Annotated in this window: 21 protein-coding genes and 1 tRNA gene; 14 read left to right on the plus strand and 8 right to left on the minus strand. The window is 72.4% G+C overall.

The features are described 5' to 3' along the window. Positions 1-17 precede the first annotated feature (17 nt). Positions 18-1,478 (plus strand): sugar porter family MFS transporter, encoded by a 1,461-nt coding sequence (locus G8E01_RS03675; RefSeq protein WP_166316014.1) that lies wholly within the window; start codon positions 18-20, stop codon positions 1,476-1,478. 106 nt (positions 1,479-1,584) lie between these two features. Further along, the gene (locus G8E01_RS03680; RefSeq protein WP_166316017.1) at positions 1,585-2,775 is read left to right on the plus strand and encodes a Gfo/Idh/MocA family protein; all 1,191 of its coding nucleotides are present in this window, start codon (positions 1,585-1,587) and stop codon (positions 2,773-2,775) included. A gap of 110 nt (positions 2,776-2,885) precedes the next feature. Here the strand turns inward: G8E01_RS03680 and G8E01_RS03685 are convergent, their stop codons facing one another. Together G8E01_RS03685 and G8E01_RS03690 are read right to left on the minus strand one after the other, a co-directional pair. Next, positions 2,886-3,908 (minus strand): Gfo/Idh/MocA family protein, encoded by a 1,023-nt coding sequence (locus tag G8E01_RS03685; protein ID WP_166316020.1) that lies wholly within the window; start codon positions 3,906-3,908, stop codon positions 2,886-2,888. Further along, complete coding sequence (locus G8E01_RS03690) at positions 3,905-4,924, minus strand: sugar phosphate isomerase/epimerase family protein (protein ID WP_166316023.1); 1,020 nt, start codon at positions 4,922-4,924, stop codon at positions 3,905-3,907. The genes G8E01_RS03685 and G8E01_RS03690 overlap by 4 nt, the downstream gene beginning before the upstream one ends. 141 nt (positions 4,925-5,065) lie before the next feature. Here G8E01_RS03690 and G8E01_RS03695 point away from each other — a divergent pair, with 141 nt between their 5' ends. The 5 genes from G8E01_RS03695 to G8E01_RS03715 all read left to right on the plus strand — a co-directional run bounded on the left by G8E01_RS03695 (position 5,066) and on the right by G8E01_RS03715 (position 9,907). Further along, on the plus strand, positions 5,066-5,461 hold the full coding sequence (locus tag G8E01_RS03695; protein WP_166316026.1) for a tautomerase family protein: 396 nt from the start codon (positions 5,066-5,068) through the stop codon (positions 5,459-5,461). 70 nt (positions 5,462-5,531) lie between these two features. Further along, positions 5,532-6,095 carry an asparagine synthase gene (locus G8E01_RS03700; protein WP_166316029.1) on the plus strand — a complete coding sequence of 188 codons (564 nt, stop codon included), beginning with the start codon at positions 5,532-5,534 and terminating at the stop codon, positions 6,093-6,095. A gap of 101 nt (positions 6,096-6,196) precedes the next feature. Continuing rightward, positions 6,197-6,272, plus strand: a tRNA-Arg gene (locus G8E01_RS03705). Between the two features lie 108 nt (positions 6,273-6,380). Then, positions 6,381-9,050 (plus strand): phosphoenolpyruvate carboxylase, encoded by a 2,670-nt coding sequence (locus G8E01_RS03710; protein WP_166316032.1) that lies wholly within the window; start codon positions 6,381-6,383, stop codon positions 9,048-9,050. 86 nt (positions 9,051-9,136) lie between these two features. Beyond that, positions 9,137-9,907, plus strand: coding sequence for an alpha/beta hydrolase (locus G8E01_RS03715; RefSeq protein WP_166316035.1), 771 nt, complete (start codon positions 9,137-9,139; stop codon positions 9,905-9,907). Between the two features lie 7 nt (positions 9,908-9,914). Here the strand turns inward: G8E01_RS03715 and G8E01_RS03720 are convergent, their stop codons facing one another. Together G8E01_RS03720 and G8E01_RS03725 are read right to left on the minus strand one after the other, a co-directional pair. Next, positions 9,915-10,346 (minus strand): MarR family winged helix-turn-helix transcriptional regulator, encoded by a 432-nt coding sequence (locus G8E01_RS03720; protein ID WP_166316038.1) that lies wholly within the window; start codon positions 10,344-10,346, stop codon positions 9,915-9,917. 260 nt (positions 10,347-10,606) lie between these two features. Further along, complete coding sequence (locus tag G8E01_RS03725) at positions 10,607-10,870, minus strand: DUF6458 family protein (RefSeq protein WP_166316041.1); 264 nt, start codon at positions 10,868-10,870, stop codon at positions 10,607-10,609. A gap of 165 nt (positions 10,871-11,035) precedes the next feature. Here G8E01_RS03725 and G8E01_RS03730 point away from each other — a divergent pair, with 165 nt between their 5' ends. Continuing rightward, positions 11,036-12,727 (plus strand): SulP family inorganic anion transporter, encoded by a 1,692-nt coding sequence (locus G8E01_RS03730; protein WP_166316044.1) that lies wholly within the window; start codon positions 11,036-11,038, stop codon positions 12,725-12,727. A gap of 4 nt (positions 12,728-12,731) precedes the next feature. On the opposite strand, the gene G8E01_RS03735 is transcribed toward G8E01_RS03730, so the two are convergent. Together G8E01_RS03735 and G8E01_RS03740 are read right to left on the minus strand one after the other, a co-directional pair. Beyond that, positions 12,732-13,610 (minus strand): DUF1295 domain-containing protein, encoded by an 879-nt coding sequence (locus tag G8E01_RS03735; protein WP_166316047.1) that lies wholly within the window; start codon positions 13,608-13,610, stop codon positions 12,732-12,734. 15 nt (positions 13,611-13,625) lie between these two features. Next, positions 13,626-15,425 carry an AMP-binding protein gene (locus G8E01_RS03740; RefSeq protein ID WP_166316050.1) on the minus strand — a complete coding sequence of 600 codons (1,800 nt, stop codon included), beginning with the start codon at positions 15,423-15,425 and terminating at the stop codon, positions 13,626-13,628. 159 nt (positions 15,426-15,584) lie between these two features. On the opposite strand from G8E01_RS03740, the gene G8E01_RS03745 reads away from it, so the two are divergent. From G8E01_RS03745 to G8E01_RS03765, 5 genes are all read left to right on the plus strand, one after another. After that, the gene (locus tag G8E01_RS03745; protein WP_166316053.1) at positions 15,585-16,559 is read left to right on the plus strand and encodes a DMT family transporter; all 975 of its coding nucleotides are present in this window, start codon (positions 15,585-15,587) and stop codon (positions 16,557-16,559) included. Then, positions 16,546-17,301 carry a UTRA domain-containing protein gene (locus G8E01_RS03750; protein WP_166316056.1) on the plus strand — a complete coding sequence of 252 codons (756 nt, stop codon included), beginning with the start codon at positions 16,546-16,548 and terminating at the stop codon, positions 17,299-17,301. Before G8E01_RS03745 ends, G8E01_RS03750 begins: the two co-directional genes overlap by 14 nt. A gap of 48 nt (positions 17,302-17,349) precedes the next feature. Next, complete coding sequence (locus G8E01_RS03755; protein ID WP_166316059.1) at positions 17,350-19,425, plus strand: copper-translocating P-type ATPase; 2,076 nt, start codon at positions 17,350-17,352, stop codon at positions 19,423-19,425. Between the two features lie 196 nt (positions 19,426-19,621). Beyond that, complete coding sequence (locus G8E01_RS03760; protein WP_338100806.1) at positions 19,622-21,019, plus strand: inorganic phosphate transporter; 1,398 nt, start codon at positions 19,622-19,624, stop codon at positions 21,017-21,019. A 57-nt stretch (positions 21,020-21,076) separates the two neighbouring features. Next, on the plus strand, positions 21,077-21,913 hold the full coding sequence (locus G8E01_RS03765) for an aldo/keto reductase (protein WP_166316062.1): 837 nt from the start codon (positions 21,077-21,079) through the stop codon (positions 21,911-21,913). A 13-nt stretch (positions 21,914-21,926) separates the two neighbouring features. Here the strand turns inward: G8E01_RS03765 and G8E01_RS03770 are convergent, their stop codons facing one another. Continuing rightward, positions 21,927-22,199 carry a hypothetical protein gene (locus G8E01_RS03770; protein WP_166316065.1) on the minus strand — a complete coding sequence of 91 codons (273 nt, stop codon included), beginning with the start codon at positions 22,197-22,199 and terminating at the stop codon, positions 21,927-21,929. 117 nt (positions 22,200-22,316) lie between these two features. Here G8E01_RS03770 and G8E01_RS03775 point away from each other — a divergent pair, with 117 nt between their 5' ends. Then, entirely contained in the window at positions 22,317-23,366 is a 1,050-nt protein-coding gene (locus G8E01_RS03775; RefSeq protein ID WP_166316068.1) for a 2,3-butanediol dehydrogenase, read from the plus strand. 3 nt (positions 23,367-23,369) lie between these two features. Here the strand turns inward: G8E01_RS03775 and G8E01_RS03780 are convergent, their stop codons facing one another. Continuing rightward, positions 23,370-24,581, minus strand: a complete 1,212-nt coding sequence (locus G8E01_RS03780; protein WP_166316071.1) for a hypothetical protein — start codon at positions 24,579-24,581, stop codon at positions 23,370-23,372. Between the last annotated feature and the right edge of the window lie 141 nt (positions 24,582-24,722).

A 24,722-nucleotide genomic window follows, 5' to 3' on the forward strand; every position in this document is an offset into this window, starting at 1 on the left:
GCGACGAAGGAGTCATGATGGCCACAGCATCCTCGGATCCGCACACTCTGCCGCCCCTGACGAAGGGGCCTCACTCCAGCAGACTCGGACTCATCTCGATCGTCGCCTGCCTCGGCGGGCTGCTGTTCGGATACGACACCGGCGTGATCAACGGCGCGCTGCCGTCGCTCGCCGAGGAGATGGGCTTGACGGCGCTCTCCGAGGGCGTCGTCACCTCGTCCCTTGTGTTCGCCGCCGCGATCGGCGCGATCGCGGGCGGGCGCATCTCCGACGCGATCGGGCGGCGCCGGACGATCCTCATCCTCGCCGTGCTGTTCTTCGTGGGATCCGTCGTCGTCGTGACAACGCCCAACGTCGAGCTCCTCGTCTTCGGCCGGATCCTCCTGGGGCTCGGCGTCGGCGGCGCGTCCGCCGTGGTGCCCGTGTTCCTCGCCGAGCTCGCCCCATTCGAGATCCGCGGATCCATCACGGGGCGCAACGAGCTCGCGATTGTGAGCGGCCAGCTCGCCGCCTTCGTCATCAACGCCATCATCGGCAACGTCTGGGGCCACATCGACGGCGTCTGGCGGCTGATGTTCGCGGTCTGCGCGCTCCCCGCGATCGCGCTGTTCTTCGGCATGCTCCGGATGCCGGAGTCGCCGCGCTGGCTCATCGAGAAGGGCCGGAACGCCGAGGCGCTCGCGGTGCTGAAGACCGTGCGCTCGGAGGAGCGCGCCGAGGCCGAGATCGCCGAGATCGAGCAGACCGCGCGGGCCGAGCGTGCGGGAGCCGTCGGCCTCCGCGCCGTGTTCCAGAACAAGTGGCTTGTGCGCATCCTCCTCGTCGGCGTGGGCCTCGGCATCGCGCAGCAGCTGACCGGCATCAACTCGGTCATGTACTACGGCAACGTCATCCTCACGGAGTCCGGCTTCGAGCAGAACGCGGCGCTCATCGCGAACATCGCGCCCGGCGTGATCGCGGTCGTCGGCGGCGTCATCGCCCTGTACCTCATGGACCGCGTCGACCGGCGCAAGACCATCATCACGGGCTTCACGCTGACGACGATCTCCCACGTGCTCATCGGCGTCGCGTCGATGGTGCTCCCGGAGGACAGCGCGGCGCGCCCCTTCGTGATCCTCGCGCTCGTCGTCATCTTCGTCGGATCCATGCAGACCTTCCTCAACATCGCCGTGTGGGTCTATATCGCCGAGGTCTTCCCGCTGCACATGCGCGGCGTCGGGACCGGCGTGTCGATCTTTATGCTGTGGATCACGAACGGCTTCCTGTCGCTCTACTTCCCGTCCATGGTTGAGGGGATGGGCATCACGGGCACCTTCTTCCTCTTCGCCGGCGTCGGCGTGGTGGCGCTCATCTTCGTGATCACGCAGTTGCCCGAAACCCGCGGCCGCACGCTCGAGCAGCTCGAAGAGGGCGTGACGACCGGCACGATCTTCACCATGTCCAAGCGCGACCAGGTCTTCCACCAGGCGCGTCGATAACCCCTTAACACCCCCACACGGGCGCGACGCCGCCACGTGGCCACAGGCAGCCGCACAGAATGCCTGGGCCCGTGGCGGCGTCGCGGTCGTAGCGAAAGGAGCAATCATGTCCCACACTCCCCTCGGCATCGCCGTCATCGGCGCCGGAATGGCCGGGAAGGCCCACGCGAACGCCTACCGACAGGCGACTGCCGTGTACGCGCCGACCCTGCCGGAGGTGCGCCTCGTGTCGATCTGCGACCTGAACGGCGAGGTCGCCGCCGACGCGGCCGCCCGCTTCGGGTACGAGCGCCACGACACCGACTGGCGCCAGATCGTGGCGGACCCGTCGATTCACGTCGTCAGCGTCGTCGTCGCGAACTTCCTCCACCGCGAGATCGTCGAGGCCCTCCTCGCCGCCGGCAAGCACGTGCTCTGCGAGAAGCCCCTCAGCGACACGATCGAGGACGCCGAGGCGATGGCCGAGGCCGCCCGGAACGCGTCGACGGTCGCGCGCATCGGCCTGACCTTCCGGCGCTCGCCGGGGATCGCGTTCATCCGCGACCTGGTGCAGACGGGGCGCCTCGGCGACGTGCTGCACTTCAGCGGCCGGTACTGGGCTGATTACGGCGCGCACCCCGACGCCCCCATGAGCTGGCGTTACCAGGGCCCCGCGGGTTCCGGCGCGCTCGCCGACATCGGCAGCCACCTCAGCTACGTCGCCGAGTTCGTGTGCGGCGACATCCGGTCCGTCTCCGGCGCGCGCCTGACGACGGCGATCACCGAGCGCCCGAAGCCGCTCGGCGCCGTCGTGGGCCACACCCGCGGGGCCGTGAGCACCGAGACCGCTCCCGTGGAGAACGACGACTACGCGGGCTTCACGGCGGAGTTCGAGAACGGATCCGGCACGCTCGAGGTCTCGCGCGTCGCGGTCGCGCACCCGACGTCCATGTTCTTCGAGGTCTTCGGCACGAAGGGCGCGGCCCGGTGGGACCAGCGGAACTTCGCCCAGGTCGAGGTCGCGTTCCACGACGACCCGGCCGACGTGATCGGCTACCGCACCGTGCAGATGGGCCCCACGCACCCCTACGTGGCGGGCGGTCTCCCGATCGACGCGCCGGGCGCGGGGCACGGCCAGAACGACCAGTTCGTCTTCCAAGCCCGCGCGTTCCTCGACGAGGTCGTGGGCGCCCCCGAGTCCGCGTCGCTCCCGCGCTGCGCGAGCTTCGAGGAGGGCGTGCGCAACATGCGCCTGCTCGACGCGGTCGTGCGCTCGCACGCGGCCGACGGCGCGGCCGTCGACGTTCCCGCGCTCTGACCCGCGCGCAACACAACGCAGTCAAGTTTTGCGGGCCGGGGGTCCGGGACGGTGTGTCCCGGGCCCCCGGCCCATTCTTGACTGCGTTGTGTTGTGGGAGGCGCCCGCGGCTACAGCTCGATCGAGCGGCCCTCGGCGTCGCTCCGGCGGGCGGCGTCGGTGATCTCGACCGTATGGATGGCCTCGTCGAGCGTGACCGCGACCGGGGCCTCGCCCGCGACCGCGGCGTGCAGGGCGCGGTAGTAGTCCGCGTAGTCCCCCGCGAGGCTGGGGATCCGCTCGGATCCCGCGGCGGTGTGCAGCGTTCCCCAGCGCTTCGGCGCCTCGACGCCCCAGTCCGGGGTGTCCAGGGGGTGCCGGCCCGCGAGGGTCGCGGCTGTCTGTACGTCGCTCATGTGCGACGTGTAGGAGCCGGCGGATCCGTAGAGCACCAGCTCGTGCTCCTGCAGGCGGTTGAGCTTGCTCGCCGACACCGTGCTGTGCACGCCCGAGCGGTGGTGCATGCCGATGACGAATCCCGCGTCGACGCGCTGGCCGTCGCGCTCGACCCAGTCGAGGTGCGCGTCCACGCGCGCGACGGGGCCGAACAGGTGCGTCATCTGGTCGACGACGTGCGAGCCGAGGTCGCGCAGGAGGCCGTGCGCCGGGCCGACCTCGAGGGTGTTCGGGTCGTCGAGGTCGAAGCGGTTCACGGCGCGCCAGGGGGTGCCGAGGGATCCGCTCTCCAGGACGGATCGGGCGGTGACGATGTCCGTGTCCCAGCGGCGGTTGTGGAAGACGGTGAGGATCCGCCCCGCCTCGCGGGAGGCGCGCGCGAGCTCGCGCGCGACCTCCGCGTTCGGGGCGAACGGCTTGTCGGCCACGACGTGCACGCCGCGCGCGAGCGCGGCGAGGACGAGCTCGCGCCGCGTCTCGGGCGGGGTCGTCAGGACGACGGCGTCGACGCCGGCGTCGATCAGCGCGTCCAGGTCGTCGAAGGCCGGGACGCCGGGCGCCACGCGCGCGAGCTCCTCGCGCCGCGCGGAAGAGCGGGTGACGACGCCCGCGAGCTCCCACTCGCGGGCCGCCTGGATGTAGGGCAGGTGGAACTTCTGGCCACCGAAGCCGAACCCGACGAGGCCGATGCGGCTCATGGGCGCACCGCAAGCGACGCGGTGAAGGCGGCGTCGGCGGCGCGCATGACGCCCGCGGCCTCCTCGAGGCCCTCGATCGGCCCGAGGGAGGTGTCCTCGTGCTCGATGTTCACCCACATGTCCGGGTCCACCTCGTGCAGCGCGCGGAGGAACTCGGTCCAGTACTCCACGCCGTGACCGCGCCCGACGGCCACGAAGTCCCAGGCCGAGTTTGTCGGCCAGGCGTTCGCCCATTCGTCCCCGCCGAGGTTCGTGCGCTTCTCGTCCGGGTCGAGGCGGCGGAAGCTGTTGTCCAGCACGCCGTACAGCTCCGCGTTTCGCCGGTTGATGCGGATGTCCTTGGCGGCGGCGTGGAGGATGAGCTCGCCGAGGTGGCGCGTGACCGCGATCGGATCCATCTGCTGCCAGAACAGGTGCGACGCGTCCATCTCGACGCCGAGGTGGGTCGCGCCGGTCCGCTCGATCAGCTTGTGCACATCGGCCGCGTTAAACACGAGGTTCTGCGGGTGGAGCTCAAGCGCGACCTTGACGCCGTGGTCGGCCGCCAGCCGATCCATGTCGCGCCAGAAGGGCGTGGCGACGTCCCACTGCTCGTCGAGCACGTCGAGCGCCGCGGAGTTCCAGGCGTTGACGATCCAGTTCGGCCGCGTCGCGCCGGGCTCGCCGCCCGGCAGCCCCGACATCGTGACGACGCGCGTCTGCCCGAGGCGCGCCGCGAGGCGGATGCTTCGCCGGACGTCCTCCGCGTGCTTCTCGCCGATCGGGCGGGTGGGGTGCAGCGGGTTGCCGTTCGCGTTCAGGCCCGCGATCTCCACGCCCGCCTCCGCGAAGATGCCGAGGTAGTCGTCGCGCGCCGCGTCGGAGACGAGGATGTCGTCGAATGCGGGCACGTGCGTGGCCGGGAGGAACCCGCCCGTGTTGACCTCGAGGCCGGTCAGGCCAGCGGCGCGGACGACCTGGAGTGCCTCCGGCAGCGTGCGGTCGTGCAGGATTGCGTTGTAGACGCCGAGCTTCATCGCCCGTCCTTCCGGTAGAGGATCGGGGCGAGCGCGCCCCGGTCCACGGTACTAATTGACCGAATGTCCTGTCAATGGTGGCGCGCGCGGAATAATTGTGAGAATGTAAGGACAAATACGTTCCCACAGACAGGATCCGCCATGCCCCTCGTTCGCATTGACCACAGCGACGCTCGTACGAACCCCGCCGAAATCTCGGACGCCGTCCACCGCGCGATCGTGGCGGTCTACGGCATTCCGGAGCGCGACCGCTTCCAGGTGCTCACGGCGCGCCCCGCGACGACGATCGTTGCGGAGGATGCTGGGCTGGGCTTCGAGCGCACGGATCCGGTGATCATCCAGATCTTCACGCAGCGCGGCCGCACGGACGAGCAGAAGCAGCGGCTGTACGCCGCGATCGCGGAGGCGCTCGCCCCCGCGGGGGTCGAGCCCCAGGATGTCTTCATCGGCTACGTCGAGAACGGCCCGCAGGACTGGAGCTTCGGCTTCGGCCGCGCGCAGTACCTCACGGGCGAGCTCGCCGTCCCGCGCGCCTGACCCGTGAGGCGCCGTTCCCGTCGTCCCCACCCTTCGCGCACTAGGCTGGTGGGGACGACGGGGAGGTGTCGTGAGACGGAACGCGGAGGCGATCGAGGAGGGCGTGGCCATCGCCCTCGCTGCGGCGCGCCTGCAGGTGAAGAACCGCATCCTCGTCGACACGATCGCCGACGGCGACGACTTCGCGCCCGAGGTGTTCGGCGGCGACGCGCGCGAGGCGCTCCTCGGGCTCGCGGCCGAGCAGGACGAGGCGGCCGCGTCCATGAGCAAGCTGCGCCTCAAGGCCTGGGGGCGCCATAGCGATCCCCACGGCACGCACGACTATCGCGACCGCGACGTGCGCAACCTGCGCCGCCGCGCGAAGCAGTACGCGGGCGTCGCGAAACGGCTCCGCCTCCTCGCGGAGTCCGACGACGAGGTGCACCGCCTCGTCGAGGACGCGCGCGACGCCGCCTGGCATGACGTCGAGGTCAACATCGACAGCCGCCTGCGGATCGAGGCGATGCGGCCGGACGACGACCCCGAGTACGCGCGCATGCGCGAGGCGCGCATGCAGGCCCTGCGCATGGTCGACCTTGAGCGGCTCGCGAGCGAGGCGAAAAAGCGCCGCAAGCGGGCAGAATCTTCCGACTGATCCGCCCATCGTTCTCCCAGACACGCCCGGGGCGAGTGGTCCGATTTCCCCTCGGTGCGTCGGCGTTGTAGGGTAGATGAGTTGCCGCGGCAACGCATGATGCGCCCCTAGCTCAATGGATAGAGCATCTGACTACGGATCAGAAGGTTGGGGGTTCGAGTCCCTCGGGGCGCACCACAGAAACGGCCTCCACTTCGGTGGGGGCCGTTTCCGCGTTTCCCGCGGTTCGTCCGCGCCAGAGCACTCAGTTCGGTCGTTCGCCGGAACGTCGCTATCTTGGGGCTCATGTCCTCTCCCACCCCCACTGAGACCCTCGACCTCGTCGGCCGGCTCGAAGCCGAGCAGGAGATGCCCGAGCGCATGCGCGCCGACGTCAGCCTCCTCGGCGCCCTCCTCGGCCAGGTGCTGCGCGAGAGCGGATCCGACGGGCTCTTCGAGGATGTCGAGCGCCTGCGGGCGGCGACGATCGAGGCCTACACGGATCCCACCTCCGACGCGTTCGATCGCGCCGTCGCCATCGCCGACGGGCTGACGCCGGTGCGCGCCGACGAGGTCGCCCGCGCCTTCACCTGCTACTTCCACCTCGTCAACCTCGCCGAGGAGCGCCATCGGGTACGCGTCCTGCGCGAGCGCGACGGCGTGACGGGACGCGATCCGCGCGGCACGATCGCGGGCGCGTACGACGCGCTGGCGGGAGAGATCGGCGAGGACGCGGCCCGCGAGCGCCTCGACGGCCTCGTCTTCCACCCCGTCTTCACGGCGCACCCGACGGAGGCGCGGCGCCGCGCCGTCTCGACGAGCATCCGCCGCCTGTCGGACCTCGTGGACGATCTGTCCGCCGAGCCGCGCGGGGGTGCGGCGGAGGGGCGCACGCGTCGCCACATGCTCGAGGAGATCGACACGCTGTGGCGGACCTCTCCCATCCGCCCCGAGAAGCCCTCGCCGCTGGACGAGGTGCGCACGGTGATGGCCGTGTTCGACGACACGCTGTTTACCTCGGTTCCCGAGGTTTACCGCCGCATTGACGACGTGCTGCAGGGCGCGTCCGCCGGCGCCGTTCGGCCGGCCGTGCGCCCGTTCGTGCGCGTCGGCAGCTGGGTCGGCGGGGACCGAGACGGCAACCCCTTCGTCACGGCCAAGGTCAGCCGCAAGGCGGCGGGGATCGCGAGCGAGCACGTGCTGCTCGGCCTCGAGCGCGCGGCGCAGCGCGTCGGCCGTAGCATCACGCTGGGGGAGGGATCCACGCCCCCGAGCCCCGAGCTCACCGGCCTGTGGGACCGCCTGCGCAGCGCGGACGAGGAGGCGGCCGCCGACGTCGCCAAGCGTTCGCCGGGCGAGCCCCACCGCGCGACGCTGCTCCTGCTCGCCCGGAAGATCACGGCGACGCGCACGCGGAACGCCGACCTCGCCTACCGCGACCCGGAGCACCTCATCGCGGATCTCCGCACGGTGCAGTCGTCGCTCGTCGCGGCGGGCGCCGCGCGCCAGGCCTACGGGGAGCTACAGAAGCTCATCTGGCAGGTCGAGACCTTCGGGTTCCACCTCGCCGAGCTCGAGGTGCGTCAGCACTCGGCCGTGCACCGCAAGGTCCTCGCGGAGCTGGCGGAGGGCGGGCCGCGGAGCGAGCTGACCGAGGAGGTCCTCGAGGTCTTCCGCGCGGTCGCCTTCGTGCAGGACCGCTTCGGTCCGCGCGCCGCCGGCCGCTACATCGTCTCCTTCACGCAGTCCGCGGAGGACCTCGCGAACGTGCACCGCCTCGCGCGCTACGCGGTCGGCGAGGGGCAGACCCCGCCCGTGCTCGACGTGATTCCGTTGTTCGAGACGTTCGACGACCTGCAGGCGGCGCCGGGGATCCTCGCGGAGATCGTGGATCACCCCGAGTTCCGGTCGCGCCTCGACGCCACGGGGCGTCGCCTCGAGGTCATGCTCGGATACTCCGACTCCTCGAAGGATGTCGGGCCCGTCGCGGCGACGCTGGCCCTCTACGAGGCGCAGGCGAAGATCGCCGAGTGGGCGCGCGCCGAGCGTATCGAGCTCACCCTCTTCCACGGCCGCGGCGGCGCCCTCGGCCGCGGGGGCGGCCCCGCCAACAGCGCGATCCTCGCGCAGCCGCCGCACTCGGTGGACGGGCGCTTCAAGCTCACCGAGCAGGGCGAGGTCATCTTCGCCCGCTACGGCGACCCCGATATCGCGATGCGCCACATCGACCAGGTGGGCGCCGCGATCCTGACCGCGTCCGCTCCCTCCAACGAGGAGCGCAACCGCGGGGCGGCCGACCGGTTCGCGGACGTCGCGGCCCGGATGGAGACCGCCTCGCGCGCCCGGTTCTTCGACCTCGTCAAGGCCGATGGCTTCGCGCCGTGGTTCGCTACCGTGACGCCGATGGAGGAGGTGGGTCTCCTCGCTCTCGGGTCCCGCCCGGCGCGCCGCGGCCTGTCCGTGTCCTCGCTCGAGGACCTGCGCGCGATTCCGTGGGTGTTCGCGTGGACGCAGGCGCGCATCAACCTCGCGGGCTGGTTCGGCCTCGGCACCGCTCTCGACGCCGTGGGCGACGAGGCGCTACTGCGTGAGGCCTACTCCGACTGGCCGCTGTTCCGCACGATGATCGACAACGTCGCGATGAGCCTCGCGAAGACGGACGAGCGGATCGCGCGTCAGTACCTCGCGCTCGGCGACCGGGACGATCTCGCCGGCCTCGTGATCGACGAGATGACGCTCACGCGCGACTGGGTCGTGCGGATCGTGGGCGGCGACGGCCTGCTCGCCAACAAGCCGGTCCTGCAGCGCGCGGTGAAGTTGCGCAGCCCCTACGTGGATGTGCTCTCTCTCCTGCAGCTGCGCGCCCTGCGCGCCCTCCGCGATGCCCCCGAGGGAGCGCCCGCGGACCCCGACCTGCAGCGCCTGCTGCTCCTCGCCGTCTCCGGCGTGGCCGCGGGCCTGCAGAACACGGGCTGATCGGATCCGCATCACGGCACGGCGGGCGGGCGCGCGAGGCGCCCGCCCGCCGTTCGTTGCGCGTGCGGGGGAGGAGAATGTGAGGCATGACCCGCTCCCCGCGCCGCCGCCTCCGCCGCATCCTCGCCTGGACGGGCGGCGCGCTCGGCGCCCTCGTCCTCCTGGCCGTCGCCGGCACGCTCGTGTGGACACAGGTCGGCGTGATGGCGGCCGAGCCCGGGCCGCTCGCGGGGGTCACCTCGGACCCCGAGATCGTGTTCGAGGACCTCCCGGAGGCCGTCACTCTGACGCCCGCGGACGGCGCGTCGGGAACGGGCCTCGTCTTCGTCCCCGGCGCGAAGGTGGAGGCCGCCGCGTACGCCGCGCGGTTGGCGGACCTCGTGCGCGAAGACGGGGTGACGGTCGTGATCACGAAGCCCGTCCTGAACATCGCCTTCTTCGACCTGCGGCCGCTCGAGACCTTCACGGAGCGTGCCCCGGGCGTTGCGACGTGGGCCGTCGGCGGGCACTCGCTGGGCGGTGTGCGCGCGTGCCAGCTCGCGCCCGATGCCGACGCGCTCGTCCTGTTCGCGTCCTACTGCGCGAACGACCTCTCGGCCAGCGAGCTCCCCGTGCTCAGCCTCGCCGGTTCGGAGGACGGGCTGTCGACGCCCGAGAAGGTGGCGGGTGCCCGCGACCTGCTCCCGCCGGGCGCGGACATGGTGGAGATCGCGGGAGCGGCGCACGCGTCCTTCGGCGACTACGGGCCGCAGGCGGGCGACGGGGTGGCGACGATCGACGATGAGGACATGACGGCGCGGGTCACGGACGAGACCGGCGGGTTCCTCGCCTCGCTCGTGGATCGGTCGGCGGGCTGAGCGGCGCTCAGCCGCGTCCGCGGAGCTTCTCGGTGAGCGCGTGGAGCGCGGCGAGCTCGTCCGCGGAGAGCACGGCCATGCGGTCCGCGATCCGCTTGCCGTGCTGCACGGCCACGGCGCGGAAGGTCCGCGCCCCGTGCTCGGTCGCGCTGATGAGCGCCCCGCGCCCGTCGTCGGGGTCCGAGCACTTGGTCACGAGCCCCCGCGCGACCATCTTGTCGACGAGGCGCGAGACGCTCGGCTGGCTGATGAGCATGTTCGCCGTGATGTCGCGCAGGCGCGCGGTCTGCTCGGGCCCACGGACGACCGTGAGGAGCACGTCGTACTCCGCCTGCAGGAGGTCGGACCCCGCAAAGTCGCGCTTGACCTCGTCGAAGATCTCGTGCTGGGCGCGAAAGAGGCTCTCCCAGGCGTCAACGGCGAGGCGACGATCCGACATGCATGCAAGTGTATGCGTCCGGCCAGTCGATGTCGCGCGGGAACGCAAGAGGGGCCCGGTCGGAAAAACGTCCGACCGGGCCCCGTGTCCCTTGCACCAAGAGTGTCCCTGCAATCACATGCCGGTGACCGCCACAGCAAAACGATCACCGTGCTTCGCACTCTATAACGGCGAGGTAACGGCGAACAAGAGCCCGTCGTTACTTTTCCGTTATTCAGGACCGACGCATAAGCGGCTGTCAGAAACCGCGTCGGCCCGGGTCAGGCGAGGGGCTCGCCGTTGTCGCGCGTGCGGCGCTCCGTGATCTGGTCGCCGTTCGCCGGATCCCGCGTCACGCGCTGCTGCGTCACGGTGCTGCGCCGGCGCATGACGAGCACGAGGCTGATGAGGAAGACGACGACGCCGGCCGCCATGAGGATGTAGCCGATGAGGTCGAGGTTGACGGCACCGCCGAGGTCGACGTTGAGAGCGAAGGCGATGATGGCGCCGATCGCGACGAGCGCGATTCCGGTTCCGATACCCATGAGATGCCCCTTTCGGTAGGCGTCAGTGCCGCGGCGCCCGCTCGGGTGTGGCCGGCGCGCGGTGGTGCCACCGTAGTGGAGCCCGGTGCGCGCCGCGAGGGCCCCGCCCGAGCATTCCGGGATCCGTCCCGGTCGATAGAGTTCCCCTCGGGAAGGGGAGGGCACATGCGGAAGCGGTGGGCGGCGTACCTGCGCCGGGACCTCAAGGCGGACGCCATGGCCGGGCTCGTCCTGGGCGTGGAGAGCGTGCCCGACGGGCTCGCGTCCGGGCTCCTGGCGGGGCTGAACCCCGTCGCGGGCCTGTACGCGTATCTCTACGGCATGCTCGGCGCCGCGTTCGTCACCTCGAGCGCCTTCATGGCGGTGCAGGCGACGGGGGCCATGGCCCTCGTGGTCTCCGATGCGAACGTCGGGTCATACCCGGATCCGGACCGCGCGCTGACGACCCTCGCGATCCTCACCGGGATCGTCATGATCGTCGCGGGGGTGTGCCGCGCCGGATCCCTGCTGCGCTTCGTCCCGACGGCCGTCATGACGGGCTTCGTCTCCGCCATCGGCATCAACATCGTGCTCGGGCAGCTCGGAAACGCGACTGGCTACGAGCCGGACGGCGCCAACCGCCTCGCGAAGACCCTCGACGTCGTGCTCCACGTGGGGCAGTGGCAGCTCCCCACCCTCGTCGTGACCGCCATCACAGTGCTCGTCATTCTCACGCTCCAGCCGACGCGGTGGTCGAGCCTCGGCCTCGTCGTCGCGGTCGTCGTCGGCTCCGTCGCTGCGGGCATGCTGTCGCTCTGGACCGCGGGCGTCGTCACGATCGGCGACCTCGTCGCGCTCGAGCCGGCGCTCCCGGCGCCGCAGCTCCCTGTGCTCGGCGACGTCATCTCGCTCGCGCTCCCCGCCGTCTCGCTCGCGTTCGTGGGCCTCGTGCAGGGCGCGGGCGTGTCGGAGGGGCTGCGCACGCCCCGAGGTGAGGCGCCGAGCACCTCGCGGGACTTCGTCGCGCAGGGCGTCGGGAACATCGTGGCGGGCCTGTTCCGCGGGATGCCCGTGGGCGGCTCGATGTCGGCCTCCGCGCTCGTGGTCAGCGCCGGCGCACGCACGCGCGGCGCGCTCGTCATCGCGGCCGGCGTGATGGCGCTCATCATCGTCGCGCTCGCCGATGTCGTGTCGCTCGTGGCGATGCCCGCGCTCGCCGCGCTGCTTATCGTCGTGGGGGTCGGGTCCGTGAGCGTGCCCCGCATCGTGTCGGTTGTCCGCGGCGGACCCGTGCAGACGGCGACGATGGTCGTGACGTTCGTGCTGACGCTCGCGATTCCGCTGCAGTACGCGGTGCTGAGCGGCGCGGGGCTCGGCATCGTGCTCTTCGTCGCCCGGCAGTCGAACCGGATCCGGCTCCGCCGCGTCGAGGTCTCGCCCGGCGGGCGGCTTCGGGAGGCGGACGTGCCGGAGGCGGTGCCCGGCGGATCCGTCGTCATCCTGCGGCCGTACGGCAGCCTCTTCTTCGCGAGCGCGCCCGTGTTCGAGCGGCAGCTCCCGCGCGTCGAGGCGGCGTCCGCCGGGTCGGTCGTGATCCTGCGGCTGCGGGGCGTCGACCAGGTCGGGTTGTCGTTCGTGACGCTCCTGACGCGCTACGCCGAGCGGCTTCGCGCGGTCGGGAGCTCCCTCGCCATCGTCGCCTCCGAGCCGCAGGCGATCGCGCAGCTGCGCCGCGGCGGCGTCGTCGACGTGATCGGCGAGGAGCGCCTTTACGCGGGCGGCGAGTGGATCGGCCAGACGACCCTCCGGGCCTTCGCCGACGCTGAGCGGGAGGTCGCGCGCGGCCGCGGTGGTCCGGCCGAGGGGGCGCCCCTCTAAGCCGTCAGGGCACCCGCGTCAGGCGCGGCAGGAGCACCGGCGTGCGCTCGCGGTAGGCGACGTAGGCCGGGTCCTCGCCCCACTTCCGCTCCGCCTTCTTCTCGAGCAGGGGGATCCCGCTGACGCGCGTGAGGAGGAGCGTGACGAACAGCGGCGAGATGACGGCGACCCACTGCCAGCCTGACAGCGCGGGCGCGGCGACGAGAAACACGCCGATCCACAGGAGGATCTCCCCGAAATAGTTCGGGTGCCGCGAGCGCGACCACAGGCCCGAGGAGATGAAGCGGCCCGCGTTGCCCGGATCCGCCTTGAACGCCGACTTTTGGGCGTCGGCGACGATCTCGATGAGCATCCCCGCGGCCCACACGAGCGCGCCCGCCACCCCGAGGGCACCGAACGGCTGCGGTTCGTCGGAGGCGATGGCGATCCAGGCGGCCGAGGCCGTCAGCGAGACCCACGCGCCCTGGAGCACCCAGACGCGAAGGAACCGCACGGGGTTCGCACGGATCTCGTCGAACCGGTCGTCTCCGCCCGACGCGCGCACGCGCAGGAAGAGGAAGGTGCCGAGGCGCAGGGCCCACAGCACGACCATCCCGCACAGCACGAAGGCCGTGGTGCCCGGGGCGGGGGCGGCCAGGAGCACGCCGACGGACACGGCCGCGAACGTCGCGCTCCCCGTCAGGTCGAAGAAGTGCTCCGTCTGGGCGATCTGGGACGGGATCCACACGAGCACCTGGATGGCGAAGGCGGCGGCGACGGCGAGCGCGAACAGCGGCGCACCGCCGAGGGTGGCGCCGCCGGCGCTCCCGGCGGCGGCGACGCCCGCGCCGAGCAGGACGGCGATCACGATCGCGACGAGGGAGGCACGGGTCTCGGAGGTCATGGGGGCCTTTCGGTGTCAGCGATAGAGGGCGTCGACGACGGTCGCGGCCCGGCTCAGGAGCTCGCGCCGCTTGATCTTCATGGTGGGGGTGATGAGTGCCGGATCCGCGAGGTCGACCGAGACGAGGGCGACGCGCCGGACCTGCTCCGCGCCGGAGACGCGGGCGTTGGCCGCGTCGACGAGCGGCTGGAGGTGCGCGCGCAGGTCGGCGTCGGCGACCTCGGTCACGGCGCCGGTGCGGGGCGCGGTCGGGGCGTGGCCGGACCACTCCGCCAGACCGTCGGGGTCGAGAACGAGGAGGGCGGACAGCGACGAGCGCGCCTCGCCCACCACGACGGCGTGGGCCACGAGCGGGCTCGACGCCACGCGCGCCTCCCAGGCGTGCGGCACCACGGTCTTGCCGGTGCTCGTCACGACGACGTCCTTGAGTCGGCCCTCCAGGATGACGCGGCCGTCGGCGTCGAGGCGCCCGAGGTCGCCCGTCCGGAACCAGCCGTCGACGAACGCCTCGGCCGTGTGCCGGCGGTCGCGGTAGCCCGCGAACACGCCCACGCCGCGGGCGAGGATCTCGCCGGCGTCGCTGATCCGCACGGCGGAGCCGGGGAGCGGGAACCCGACGGTGCCGGAGCGGATGTCGCGGGGAAGGTTGCCGGTCAGCGGCGCCGTGGTCTCTGTGAGGCCGTACCCCTCGATGACGGGGACCCCGAGGCCGCGGAAGAGGAGGGACAGGTCGGGATCGAGCGCGCCGCCGCCCGAGAGGATGTACGCGAGGCGCCGGCCCATGAGAGCGCGCAGGCGGCGGAAGAAGAGGCGGTCGAACGCGGCGTGGCGGATCCGGAGCCCCGGGCCGGGCCCGCGCCCCTCCTCCCGTGCGCGGCCGATGGCGATGGCGGTGCGCATCGCGGCCCGCCACACGGGACCGAGGTGCGCGGCGGCCGCGCGCTTCGCCGCCGCCTCGCGGATCCGCTCCAGCACGCGGGGGACGACGACGAGGAACGTCGGTCGCAACTCGGCGAGGCTCGGCACGACCTGGGCGGTGTCGGAGACGTGGGCGATGCGCATGCCGCTGGCGAGGCAGATGAGCTGCAGCCCGCGCGCGAGCACGTGCGCGAGGGGCAGGAAGATGACCGTGTTGCCGCCCTCGTGGACGACGTCGCGGTAGGCAGCGGCGATGTTGCGCACCTGGCCGACGAAGTTGCGGTGGGTGAGGATCGCGCCCTTGGGCTCGCCCGTCGTGCCGGAGGTGTAGACAATCGTCGCGGGGTCGTCGAGGCCGGCGTGCGTGCGCCGCCGCTCGAGCTCGGCGTCGGCGATGCCGGATCCGGCCGCGGCGAGCGCGGCCAGGTCGCGTTCCCCGGCGTCCATCGTCCAGACTCCGAGCCCTGTGCGGACCCGGCCGATCGCGTCGCGGAGCATCTCGGCCTCCCGCTCGCCGCCCCCGATCCCGACGCGCACGCCCGCGTCGGCCGCGATCGCGGCGGCCTGCTCCGCGGAGGCCGTGTCGTACACCGGAACGACGACGCCGCCGGCGAACCACACGGCGAGGTCGGCGACCGCCCACGCGTAGCGGCTGGGGCCCATGATCGCGACGCTGTCGCCGGCGCCGAGGCCCGCCGCGATCAGGCCCTTCGCGACGCCGCGCACCTCGGCCAGGAACTCCGCGGTGGTCACAGCCGCCCAGGGGCGAACCGGGTCGCTGGTGGGGACGTCGAACGCGGCGTGCTCCGGGGCCTCGTCCGCGCGCCGCACGAGCAGGTCCGTGACGTTCCGGTGGTCCTCGATCGTGGCCAGGGCAGCCGTCGCGCGTTCGTTCACGGAGATCTCCTCTCGGCGCGCCCCGCCCGGGGCCGCTCGCGAGAGATTCGGAGCGCCGGCCGAATCGGATGTCGCGTGCTCCGACCGTAGCGGCCGCGCGTGGATATCGGGCGGGGCGCGCGGCGTCGATACGATGAGGGCCGGCGAATCGGGGTGAGAATGCGACGGACGGGGCACGCGACCGGCGTGGTCGCGATCGCGATCACGGCCATCCTGTGGGGCACGACGGGTACCGCCGCCACCTTCGCCCCCGGCGTCGGCCCGCTGGCGATCGGGTCCTTCGCGCTGGGCGTCGGCGGGATCCTGCAGGCCGCGATTGCGCTGCCCGCCCTCCGGGCCGAGCGTGCCGCCCTCACCGCGCGCTGGCCGCTCGTCGCGATCGGCGCCGCGGGCGTCGCGGTCTATCCGCTCGCGTTCTACAGCTCGATGGACCTCGCGGGCGTCGCGATCGGATCCGTCGCCTCGCTCGCGTCCGCCCCTCTCGCCTCGGGGGTGCTGGAGCGGGTCGTCGACGGGCGGGCCCTCTCGCGCAGGTGGCGGCTCGCGGCCGCCCTCGGCGTGCTCGGCAGCGTGCTGCTGTGCGCCGCGAAGCTCGCCGGGGGTGAGGCGTCGCCGGCGGGCGCTGCGGCCGTCGCCGCCGGAATCGGGCTCGGCCTCGTCGCGGGCGCCTCCTACGCGACCTACTCCTGGGTGGCGCACACGCTGATCGCCGGAGGTGCGTCGCGCGGGGCGGCGATGGGATCCGTGTTCGGGCTCGGCGGACTGGCGCTGATCCCCGTCTTCGCGCTCACGGGATCCGCGCTGTGGGCCTCGTGGCAGAACGCCGCGGTCGGCGCCTACATGGCGCTCGTGCCGATGTTCGTCGGATACGTGCTTTTCGGCTTCGGCCTCACGCGCGTCACGGCGAGCACGGCGACGACCGTCACGCTGCTCGAGCCCGCCGTGGCGACGGTCCTCGCCGTGGCCATCGTGGGCGAGGCGCTCTCGCCGCTCGGGTGGGTCGGGCTCGGGGTCATCGCGGCCGTGCTCGTCCTCCTCGTCACGGAGCCCGATCGCGTCCCTGCCCCGGCCGCCCGCGCGACGGCCGGAGGGGGTGGCTCCGACCTGAGAGGATCGGACCGTGACGGCGCATAAGTACCGCGCGCTCGCCGACAGGCTGCGCGCGCAGATCCACCGGGCGACGGTCGGAGCGCCCGTCCCGAGCGAGCGTCAGCTCGCGCACGAGACCGGAGTCTCGCGAATGACGGCGCGGCGCGCGATCGACGAGCTCGTGCGCGAGGGCATCCTCACCCGAGAGGTCGGCCGGGGCACGTTCGTCGCGCGCCCCGCGATCCAGGCGCCCCTGCAGCTCACGAGCTTCGCGGAGGACATGCGGGTGCGCGGGCACACGCCCACGAGCACGGTTCTGCACCTCGGGGAGGTGCCGGCCGAGGTCGCCGCGGCGGCGTGGCTCGGCGTCGAGCCGGGGGACCCCGTCGTGCTCCTCGCGCGCGTGCGCCTCGCCGACGGCGAGCCGATGGCGATCGAGTACAGCCACCTGAGCGCCGACGCGTTTCCGGGGCTCGAGCGGTTCGATTTCGCGCGTGAATCGCTGTACCGGGTGCTCACGGAGGAGTACGGGGCGCGCTTCGACGACGGGGAGCAGACCGTCCGCGCGACGCTCTTCGACGCCGCCGACGCCGCTCACCTCGGCGTCGCCGAGGGCGACGCGGCGCTCGAGCTGGTGCGCCGCGTGTCGTCGTCCGGGCGCCCGATCGAGCGCACGGTCTCGCGCTACCGCGCCGACGCCTTCGAGCTGACCGCGCGCCTCGCGCCCGCGGCCGGTGCGTCCGCCGCGGACGGTGGCTCGTTGCGGCCGCGCGCCGCGCGGGCGTAGCCTCGCGCCCGGGGCGGGCCCTCGCCCCGGGACGGAGCGCGCACCACAATGACCCCGCACGAGCACGATGCGACAGGCGCCGCCGAGCACGGATCCGGCGCCGCACACGAGGGCCACGAGAACCACGAAGATCACGACGGCCACGAGGGCCACGAGGGCCACGACGGCGGTCACGGTGGTCATGGCGGCCACGCGCACCACGTCGCGCGGTTCCGCCGATTGTTCTGGGTGATGCTGGCGGTTGGCGTCCCGGTCGTGGCATTTTCGCCCATGTTCGGTCACCTCGTCGGCTACGACGTGCCGAGCGGCCCCGCGTCGTGGGTCGCGCCCGCGCTCGGGACCCTCATGTACGCGTGGGGAGGCTCGCCCTTCCTCGCCGGGGCGGCCCGGGAGATCCGCGGCCGTGCGCCGGGAATGATGCTCCTGATCGCGCTCGCCATCACGGTCGCGTTCGCGGCCTCGTGGGGGGCCACCCTGGGCCTCCTCGACGCGAGCCTCGAGTTCTGGTGGGAGCTCGCTCTCCTCATCGTCATCATGCTGCTCGGGCACTGGGTGGAGATGCGCTCGCTCGCCCAGACCTCCTCCGCGCTCGATAGCCTCGCCACCCTCCTGCCCGACGAGGCCGAGCGGGTCGAGGGGGAGGAGACCGTGACCATCGCGGCGAGCGATATTGCGGTCGGCGACACGCTCGTCGTACGTCCCGGCGGGCGGGTCCCGGCCGACGCGACGATCGTCAGCGGATCCGCCGCGATGGACGAATCGATGGTCACGGGCGAGTCGCGCCCCGTCTCGCGCGGCGAGGGGGACCCGGTCGTGGCGGGCACGGTCGCGACCGATTCGGGGATCCGGGTCGAGGTCACGGCGATCGGCGACGACACGACGCTCGCGGGAATCCGGAAGCTCGTCGCGGACGCGCAGTCCTCATCCTCGCGCGCGCAGCGCCTCGCCGACCGCGCCGCGGCCTGGTTGTTCTGGTACGCCCTCGCCGCCGCCGCCGTGACGGCCATCGCGTGGTGGGCGCTCGGCCGCCCGGACGCCGCGATCGTGCGGACCGTTTCCGTCCTCGTCATTGCCTGTCCGCACGCCCTCGGCCTGGCGATTCCACTCGTCGTCGCGATCGCGACGGAGCGCGCCGCGAAGGTCGGCGTGCTCGTGAAGGACCGCACGGCGCTCGAGACGATGCGCCGCGTCGACGTGGTCGTCTTCGACAAGACCGGCACGCTCACGGAGGGCGCGCCGCGCGTCGTGCGCGTCGAGGCCGAGGACGAGGACGCGGTGCTCGCGCTCGCCGCGGCCGCGGAGTCGGACTCGGAGCACCCGCTGGCGCGCGCCATCGTGCGGGAGGCCGAGCGGCGCGAGCTCCGCCTCGCGCGGGCGGAAGACTTCTCGTCGGAGCCCGCCCTCGGCGTCCGCGCGCGCGTGGACGGACGAGAGATCCGGGTCGGCGGGCCCCGTCTGCTCGCGGAGTCGGGGGTGTCGGATCCGGGCGGCGAGAGCGGCCGCGCCACGCGCCTGTTCGTCCTGAACGACGGCGCCCTCGCGGGGGTCCTGTTCCTCGAGGACGCCGTGCGCGATTCCTCGCGTGGCGCCATCCGGGCGCTGCACGACCGCGGTGTCGAGGTGGTCATGCTCACGGGCGACGCGGAGGACGTGGCGGCCGCGGTCGCCGACGAGCTCGGCATCGATGACGTCGTGGCGGGCATCCGCCCCGAGGACAAGGCGGGCGCAATCCGCCAGCGGCAGGAGGACGGCCGGCTCGTCGCGATGGTCGGCGACGGCGTGAACGACGCGCCGGCGCTCGCGCAGGCCGACGTCGGCATTGCGATCGGGGCGGGAACGGATGTCGCGATCGCCTCGGCCGGTGTCATCCTGGCCAGCTCGGACCCCGCGGGGGTGTTGAAGGTGATCGACCTCTCGCGCGCGAGCTATCGCAAGATGGTGCAGAACCTCTGGTGGGCGGCGGGCTACAACCTCGTGGCCGTCCCGCTGGCGGCGGGCATCGCGGCGCCCGTCGGCTTCGTGCTCCCGATGTGGGTCGGCGCCGTCATGATGTCGGCCTCGACCGTGGTGGTCGCGCTGAACGCGCAGCTGCTCCGCCGCGCGCCGCTCGGCGCCCGAGAGTGACGCGGGGGTAAACGGATCCGGCGGTCGCGGTCGCGGGGGATTCAGCTCGCGGCCGGGGCATTCGACACGCACTCCCAGCGTTCGGCTACCTGTTGTTAACCTGACGTTTATCGCGCGTTCTTCGTCGAAGCGTGGCATCACGGATGGCGCCGTTCGGCGCCGAGATCACAACCCTCAGGGAGCATTCGCGGTGGCGATCGAGACCCCTTCCACCCCCGCCCGCGACGACGCGAACCCTCGCGACGATCGGCACGCCGACCGGTGGTGGCACGTCACGTTCGCGGGGCTGCTCGCGATCTCGCTCGTGGCCTTCACGCTGTGGTCCTTCGGGTGGGTGTCGGCGGAGACGAACCGGGTCCTCCTCATCACGGCCGTTGTGTTCGGCATCTTCATGGCGTTCAACATCGGCGGCAACGACGTGGCGAACTCCTTCGGCACGAGCGTCGGATCCGGCACCCTGACGATGAAGCAGGCCCTCGTCATCGCCGCGGTGTTCGAGGTGTCCGGGGCAGTGCTGGCCGGCGGATCCGTCACGGACACGGTCCGCAGCGGGATCGTCGACCTCTCGGTCGTGTCGCAGCGCCCCGAGGACTTCGTGTTCATCATGATGTCCGCGCTCCTGGGGGCGGCCGCGTGGCTGTTCATCGCGACGCGCATGGGGTGGCCCGTGTCCACGACCCACTCGATCGTGGGCGGCATCGTGGGCGGCGCGGTCGCGATGGGGATCTCCACGGGCCTCGGCGGCTTCGAGATGGTGCAGTGGAGCGAGATCGGTCAGATCGCGGCCTCCTGGGTGATCTCGCCGCTCCTCGGTGGCGCGGTCGCGTTCGGCGTGTTCTGGCTCATCAAGCGCCTCATCCTCGTGCACCAGGACGACTCGGCCGAGGGGATGCGGGCGCTGCGGCGCTGGGGCCCCGTCTTCGCCGCGGTGGGTGCCGTCGTGCTCTCGGGCATGCTGCTCCTCAAGGGCCTGAAGAACCTGCACCTCGAGATGAGCACGGCCGTGACGGTCGTGCTGGTCGTCATGATCGGCGTCGCGGTGTGGCTCGTCGTGCAGGTGTTCGCGACCTCCTTGCGGAAGAAGAAGTTCACGAAGGCGTCGTTCACGCTGTTCGCCTGGATGCAGGTCTTCACAGCAAGCGCGTTCGCCTTCAGTCACGGAGCGAACGACATCGCCAACGCTGTCGGCCCGTTCGCGGCCGTGCTCGACGTGCTGCGGACCGACGTCGTGGGCGAGGAGGCGGTCGTCCCGCTGCCGATCCTGTTGACCTTCGGCGTGGCGCTCGTCGCCGGCCTGTGGTTCATCGGCCGGCGCGTCGTGACGACCGTCGGCAAGAAGCTCACGGAGATCCACCCGGCGTCGGGCTTCGCGGCCGAGCTCGCGGCCGCGTCCGTCGTCATGCTCGCGTCCATGCTGGGCCTGCCGGTCTCGAGCACGCACATCCTCATCGGCGCCGTGCTCGGCGTGGGGCTCGTCAACCGCGCTGCGAACTGGGGCCTCATGCGGCCGATCGGGCTGGCGTGGATCGTGACGTTGCCGGCCGCCGCGGGCATCGGCGCCGTGGGATATCTCGCCCTCAGCGCGATTTTCTGACCCGCGCGCGGCGGTCGCCGATACGCTCGAAGCACACCCTGTCGAGAGGACCGCCCCGTGGCTATCTCCATCCCCCGCATCACGCTCAACGACGGCGGCTCCTTCGCCGCGATCGGACTCGGTACCTACAAGCTCACGGGCGAGGAGGGGATCGCCGCGGTCGCCGCGGGCATCGAGGCCGGCTACCGCGTGCTCGACACGGCCGTCAACTACGGCAACGAGCGCGAGGTCGGCGAGGGCGTGCGCCGCAGCGGCGCCGACCGCGACGAGATCGTCGTCACGACGAAGATCCCCGGGCGTCACCACGGCTTCGACGAGGCGATCGCGTCGGGCCGGGAGTCGAACGAGACGCTCGGGCTCGGGCGCATCGACCTGCTCCTCATCCACTGGCCGAACCCGAGCGTCGACAAGTACGTCGAGACTTTCCGCGGCATGATCGCGCTCCAGGAGGAGGGCGTCGTGCGGTCGGTGGGCGTGTCGAACTTCACGGAGCCCATGCTCGAGCGCCTGATCGAAGAGACGGGCGTCACGCCCGCCGTGAACCAGGTGGAGCTCCACCCCTACTTCCCGCAGGCCGACCTGCGCGCGTTCCATACCTCGCGCGGGATCCGCACCGAGAGCTGGAGCCCGCTCGCCCGGCGCAGCGAGCTGCTCGCGGAGCCCACGATCGCGGAGATCGCGGACACCCACGGTGTGACGCCCACGCAGGCCGTGATCCGCTGGCACGTGCAGTCGGGATCCACCCCGATCCCCAAGTCGCAGAACCCCGCGCGCCAGGTCGAGAACGCCGACGTGTTCGGTTTTGAACTCAGCGACGCGGAGATGCACCGCATCGACTCGCTCGAGCGCGGGCGGCTGTGGGACGGCGACCCGGACACGCACGAGGAGATGTAACGGCGCGGCGGAATCAGCCGCCGTGCAGCGCGACCGCCATGAGCCCGATGATCGCGAGGGCGCCCGCGCCGAGGATCGCGCCGCCGACGGCGGACCACGCCCCCGAGGCCCGGCCCTGCTCGTGCCGGCGCACGCCCGCGATGCCCAGCACGACGGCCGCGACCGCGGGGGCGAGCGCGACGAGCTCGCCGATGACCGGCACGACGGCGAAGAGCACCGCGACGAATCCGAGCGCGAGCGAGGCGAGGCCGGGCCCGTTGGCGCGGCGGGAGGGATCGTGGTCCACCGTTCGATCCTGCCGCATGAGCTAACGCGCCACGGCCTTTCGACACGCGTCGGTCATCGGCAGAATCGGATCAGGCGGGCGGCCCCATCGCCCGTCACCACGTCGAAAGGACATCCGATGCGCGCTGCGCTGTTCCACGCGAAGGAAGACCTCCGGATCGAGGACGTCCCGGAGCCGTCGCCGGGCCCGGGCCAGGTGAAGCTCCGCAACGCCTTCGCGGGCATATGCGGATCCGACCTGCACATCTATTACGCGCCCGAAGCCTCCGGCGTCGACCTGACGCAGCCGCACCCGCTCACGGGCGCGATGCCGCCGCAGATCCTCGGCCACGAGTTCTCCGGCACGGTCGTGGAGCTCGGCGAGGGCGTCGAGGGCCTCGAGATCGGCGACGACGTCGCGGTGTGGCCCGTGTATTACTGCGGGACGTGCGCGGCGTGCCGGCGCGGCATGCCCAACGCGTGCTCGACGATCACGTTCCACGGCATCCAGTCCCACGGCGGCGGGATGGCGGAGTTCACGACGGTCGATGCCGCGAAGGTGCACCGCCTGCCCGAGGGCGTCGACCTCACGATGGGCGCGCTCGTGGAGCCCATGTCGGTCGCCTGGCACGCGGTCACGCACAGCGGCGTGGAGCCGGGCGGATCCGCGCTCGTCCAGGGCGCGGGCCCCATCGGCATCGGCGTATGGTTCGCCCTGCGCGCCCAGGGCGTTGACCGCGTCCTCGTCTCGGAGCCGAGCGCTGAGCGGCGCGCGATCATCGAGCGCCTCGGGGCGACGACGGTCGATCCGGTCTCCGGCGACCTCGCGGCCGCGGTGGCCGAGCTGACGAACGGCGAGGGCGTGGACGCCGCCTTCGACGCGGCCGGCGTCGGCGCGGCGATCTCCGCGGGCGTGGCGAGCCTCGTGCAGGGCGGCCGCCTTGTGGTGGTCGCGCTGCACGAGCGCCCCGTCGACTTCCTCCCGACCGCCCTCGTCATGCGCGAGACCGAGGTGAAGGGCGTCCTCGGCTACACGCAGGACGACTTCGCGGCGGTCATCGACGCGATGGCGGCCGGGAAGTACGACACGACCGGGTGGGTCGAGAAGGTCGGGCTCGACGACGTCGTGGGCGCGATCGCCTCGCTGCGCGGCGGCAGCGGCGCGAAGATCCTCGTCTCCGCGCGCTGACCGCTACCGGCGCAGCCGCGCCCGCACCGCGACGCGGATCCGGCGCGCGAGCTCTTCCGCGAGCTCGCGCGTGCGGATCTGCGCCGTCGCGGCGCGCACGGATCCCTCGCCCGTCGCGCCGGCCTCGGGCGCGCGGAAATCCCACCCCCGGCCCGCGGTCGACGAAACGGCCCCCGCCGCCACCGCCTCGGCGACGGCGGCGGGGATCGACTCCGGCCGGAGCAGCTCGGCCGAGGGGACGGGTGCCGCGAGCTGGTCGACGTCGCCGACGACGCGGACGCCCGCGGCGCGGATGCGCTCGGCCTGATCCCACGCGATCTGCTGGGAGCGCTCGACCGCCCAGGCGGGCGGCAGGATCCGCGTTTCGCTCGGCCCGGGGGAGTGGGCGTGGAGGAGGCGGGCGACGGATCCGTGCCGCAGTGCGCGCGCGTAGTCGCGCCAGGGGAGGCCACCCCCGGCCTCGATCGCGGCGTTGACGCGCAGCACGAGGTCGGCCTCCTCCCACGAGAAGCTGCGGTTCTGGGCGAAGTCGTCCGGCTCGGCGTCGAGGGCGCCGCGGGACAAGCCGAGCATGTCCTCGAAGGTCTCGGGAACGCGCGCGCGATCGTCGCCGTCGAGCACGATCGCCGTCACGCGATCCGCCCCGACGACCGCGGCCCAGCGGTCGATGACGCCGGCGACGTTCGTGCGGCGCCGGAAGCTCGGCGTGACGCCCTCGACCCCCGTCGGCCCGTCGAGGACGGCCCGGAGCCACGCGTCGAACGGCATCGCGAGGCCCGACTTCAGGTACTGCTGCCAGGAGGACGCCAGCAGGGAGGCCGTGCCGCGCAGGGTGACGACCACGTGGACGGGCCCGCCGAGGTCCTCGACGAGCTCGGATATCCGGCTCGCGTTCGCCGTCGCGCAGAACTCGTGGTCGAGCCACACGCGGTCCCCGCTGGCGCCCCGGATCTCCCGCGCGAGCGCGTCCCAGTGCCGGCGGTCCGGCACGGCGGATCCCTCCCCCCAGCCCCACACGACGCCGAGCTTTGCGAGAAGCCCGGCGCGGTGGTTGATGTCGTCGCCCGGGTAGAGCACGCCCTCGGCCCGGAGCGCGGCGCGGCGCCGGGCCGCCGTCGTCTGCAGCGCGGTCGTGCCGGTCTTCGGCATCCCGATGTGCACGAGGCGCGCGCCGGGGGCTATCGGGTCGTGGCGCGTGCCGGGGGTCGTGCGCATCGGCGGATCCGTTCGTCGGGCGGTCGGTGGAGCCCAGGATAGGCGCGCGCGGCTATGCCCGGCGTGTGCGCTCCGCCTGGGAACAGCCCGCGAAAGGCGGCCCGCGGACCCGCTCGCGGCGCCCGGCGCCGATGCCGCCGG

The organism is Microbacterium excoecariae (assembly GCF_011326725.1).
GTDB classification, from domain to species: domain Bacteria; phylum Actinomycetota; class Actinomycetes; order Actinomycetales; family Microbacteriaceae; genus Microbacterium; species Microbacterium excoecariae.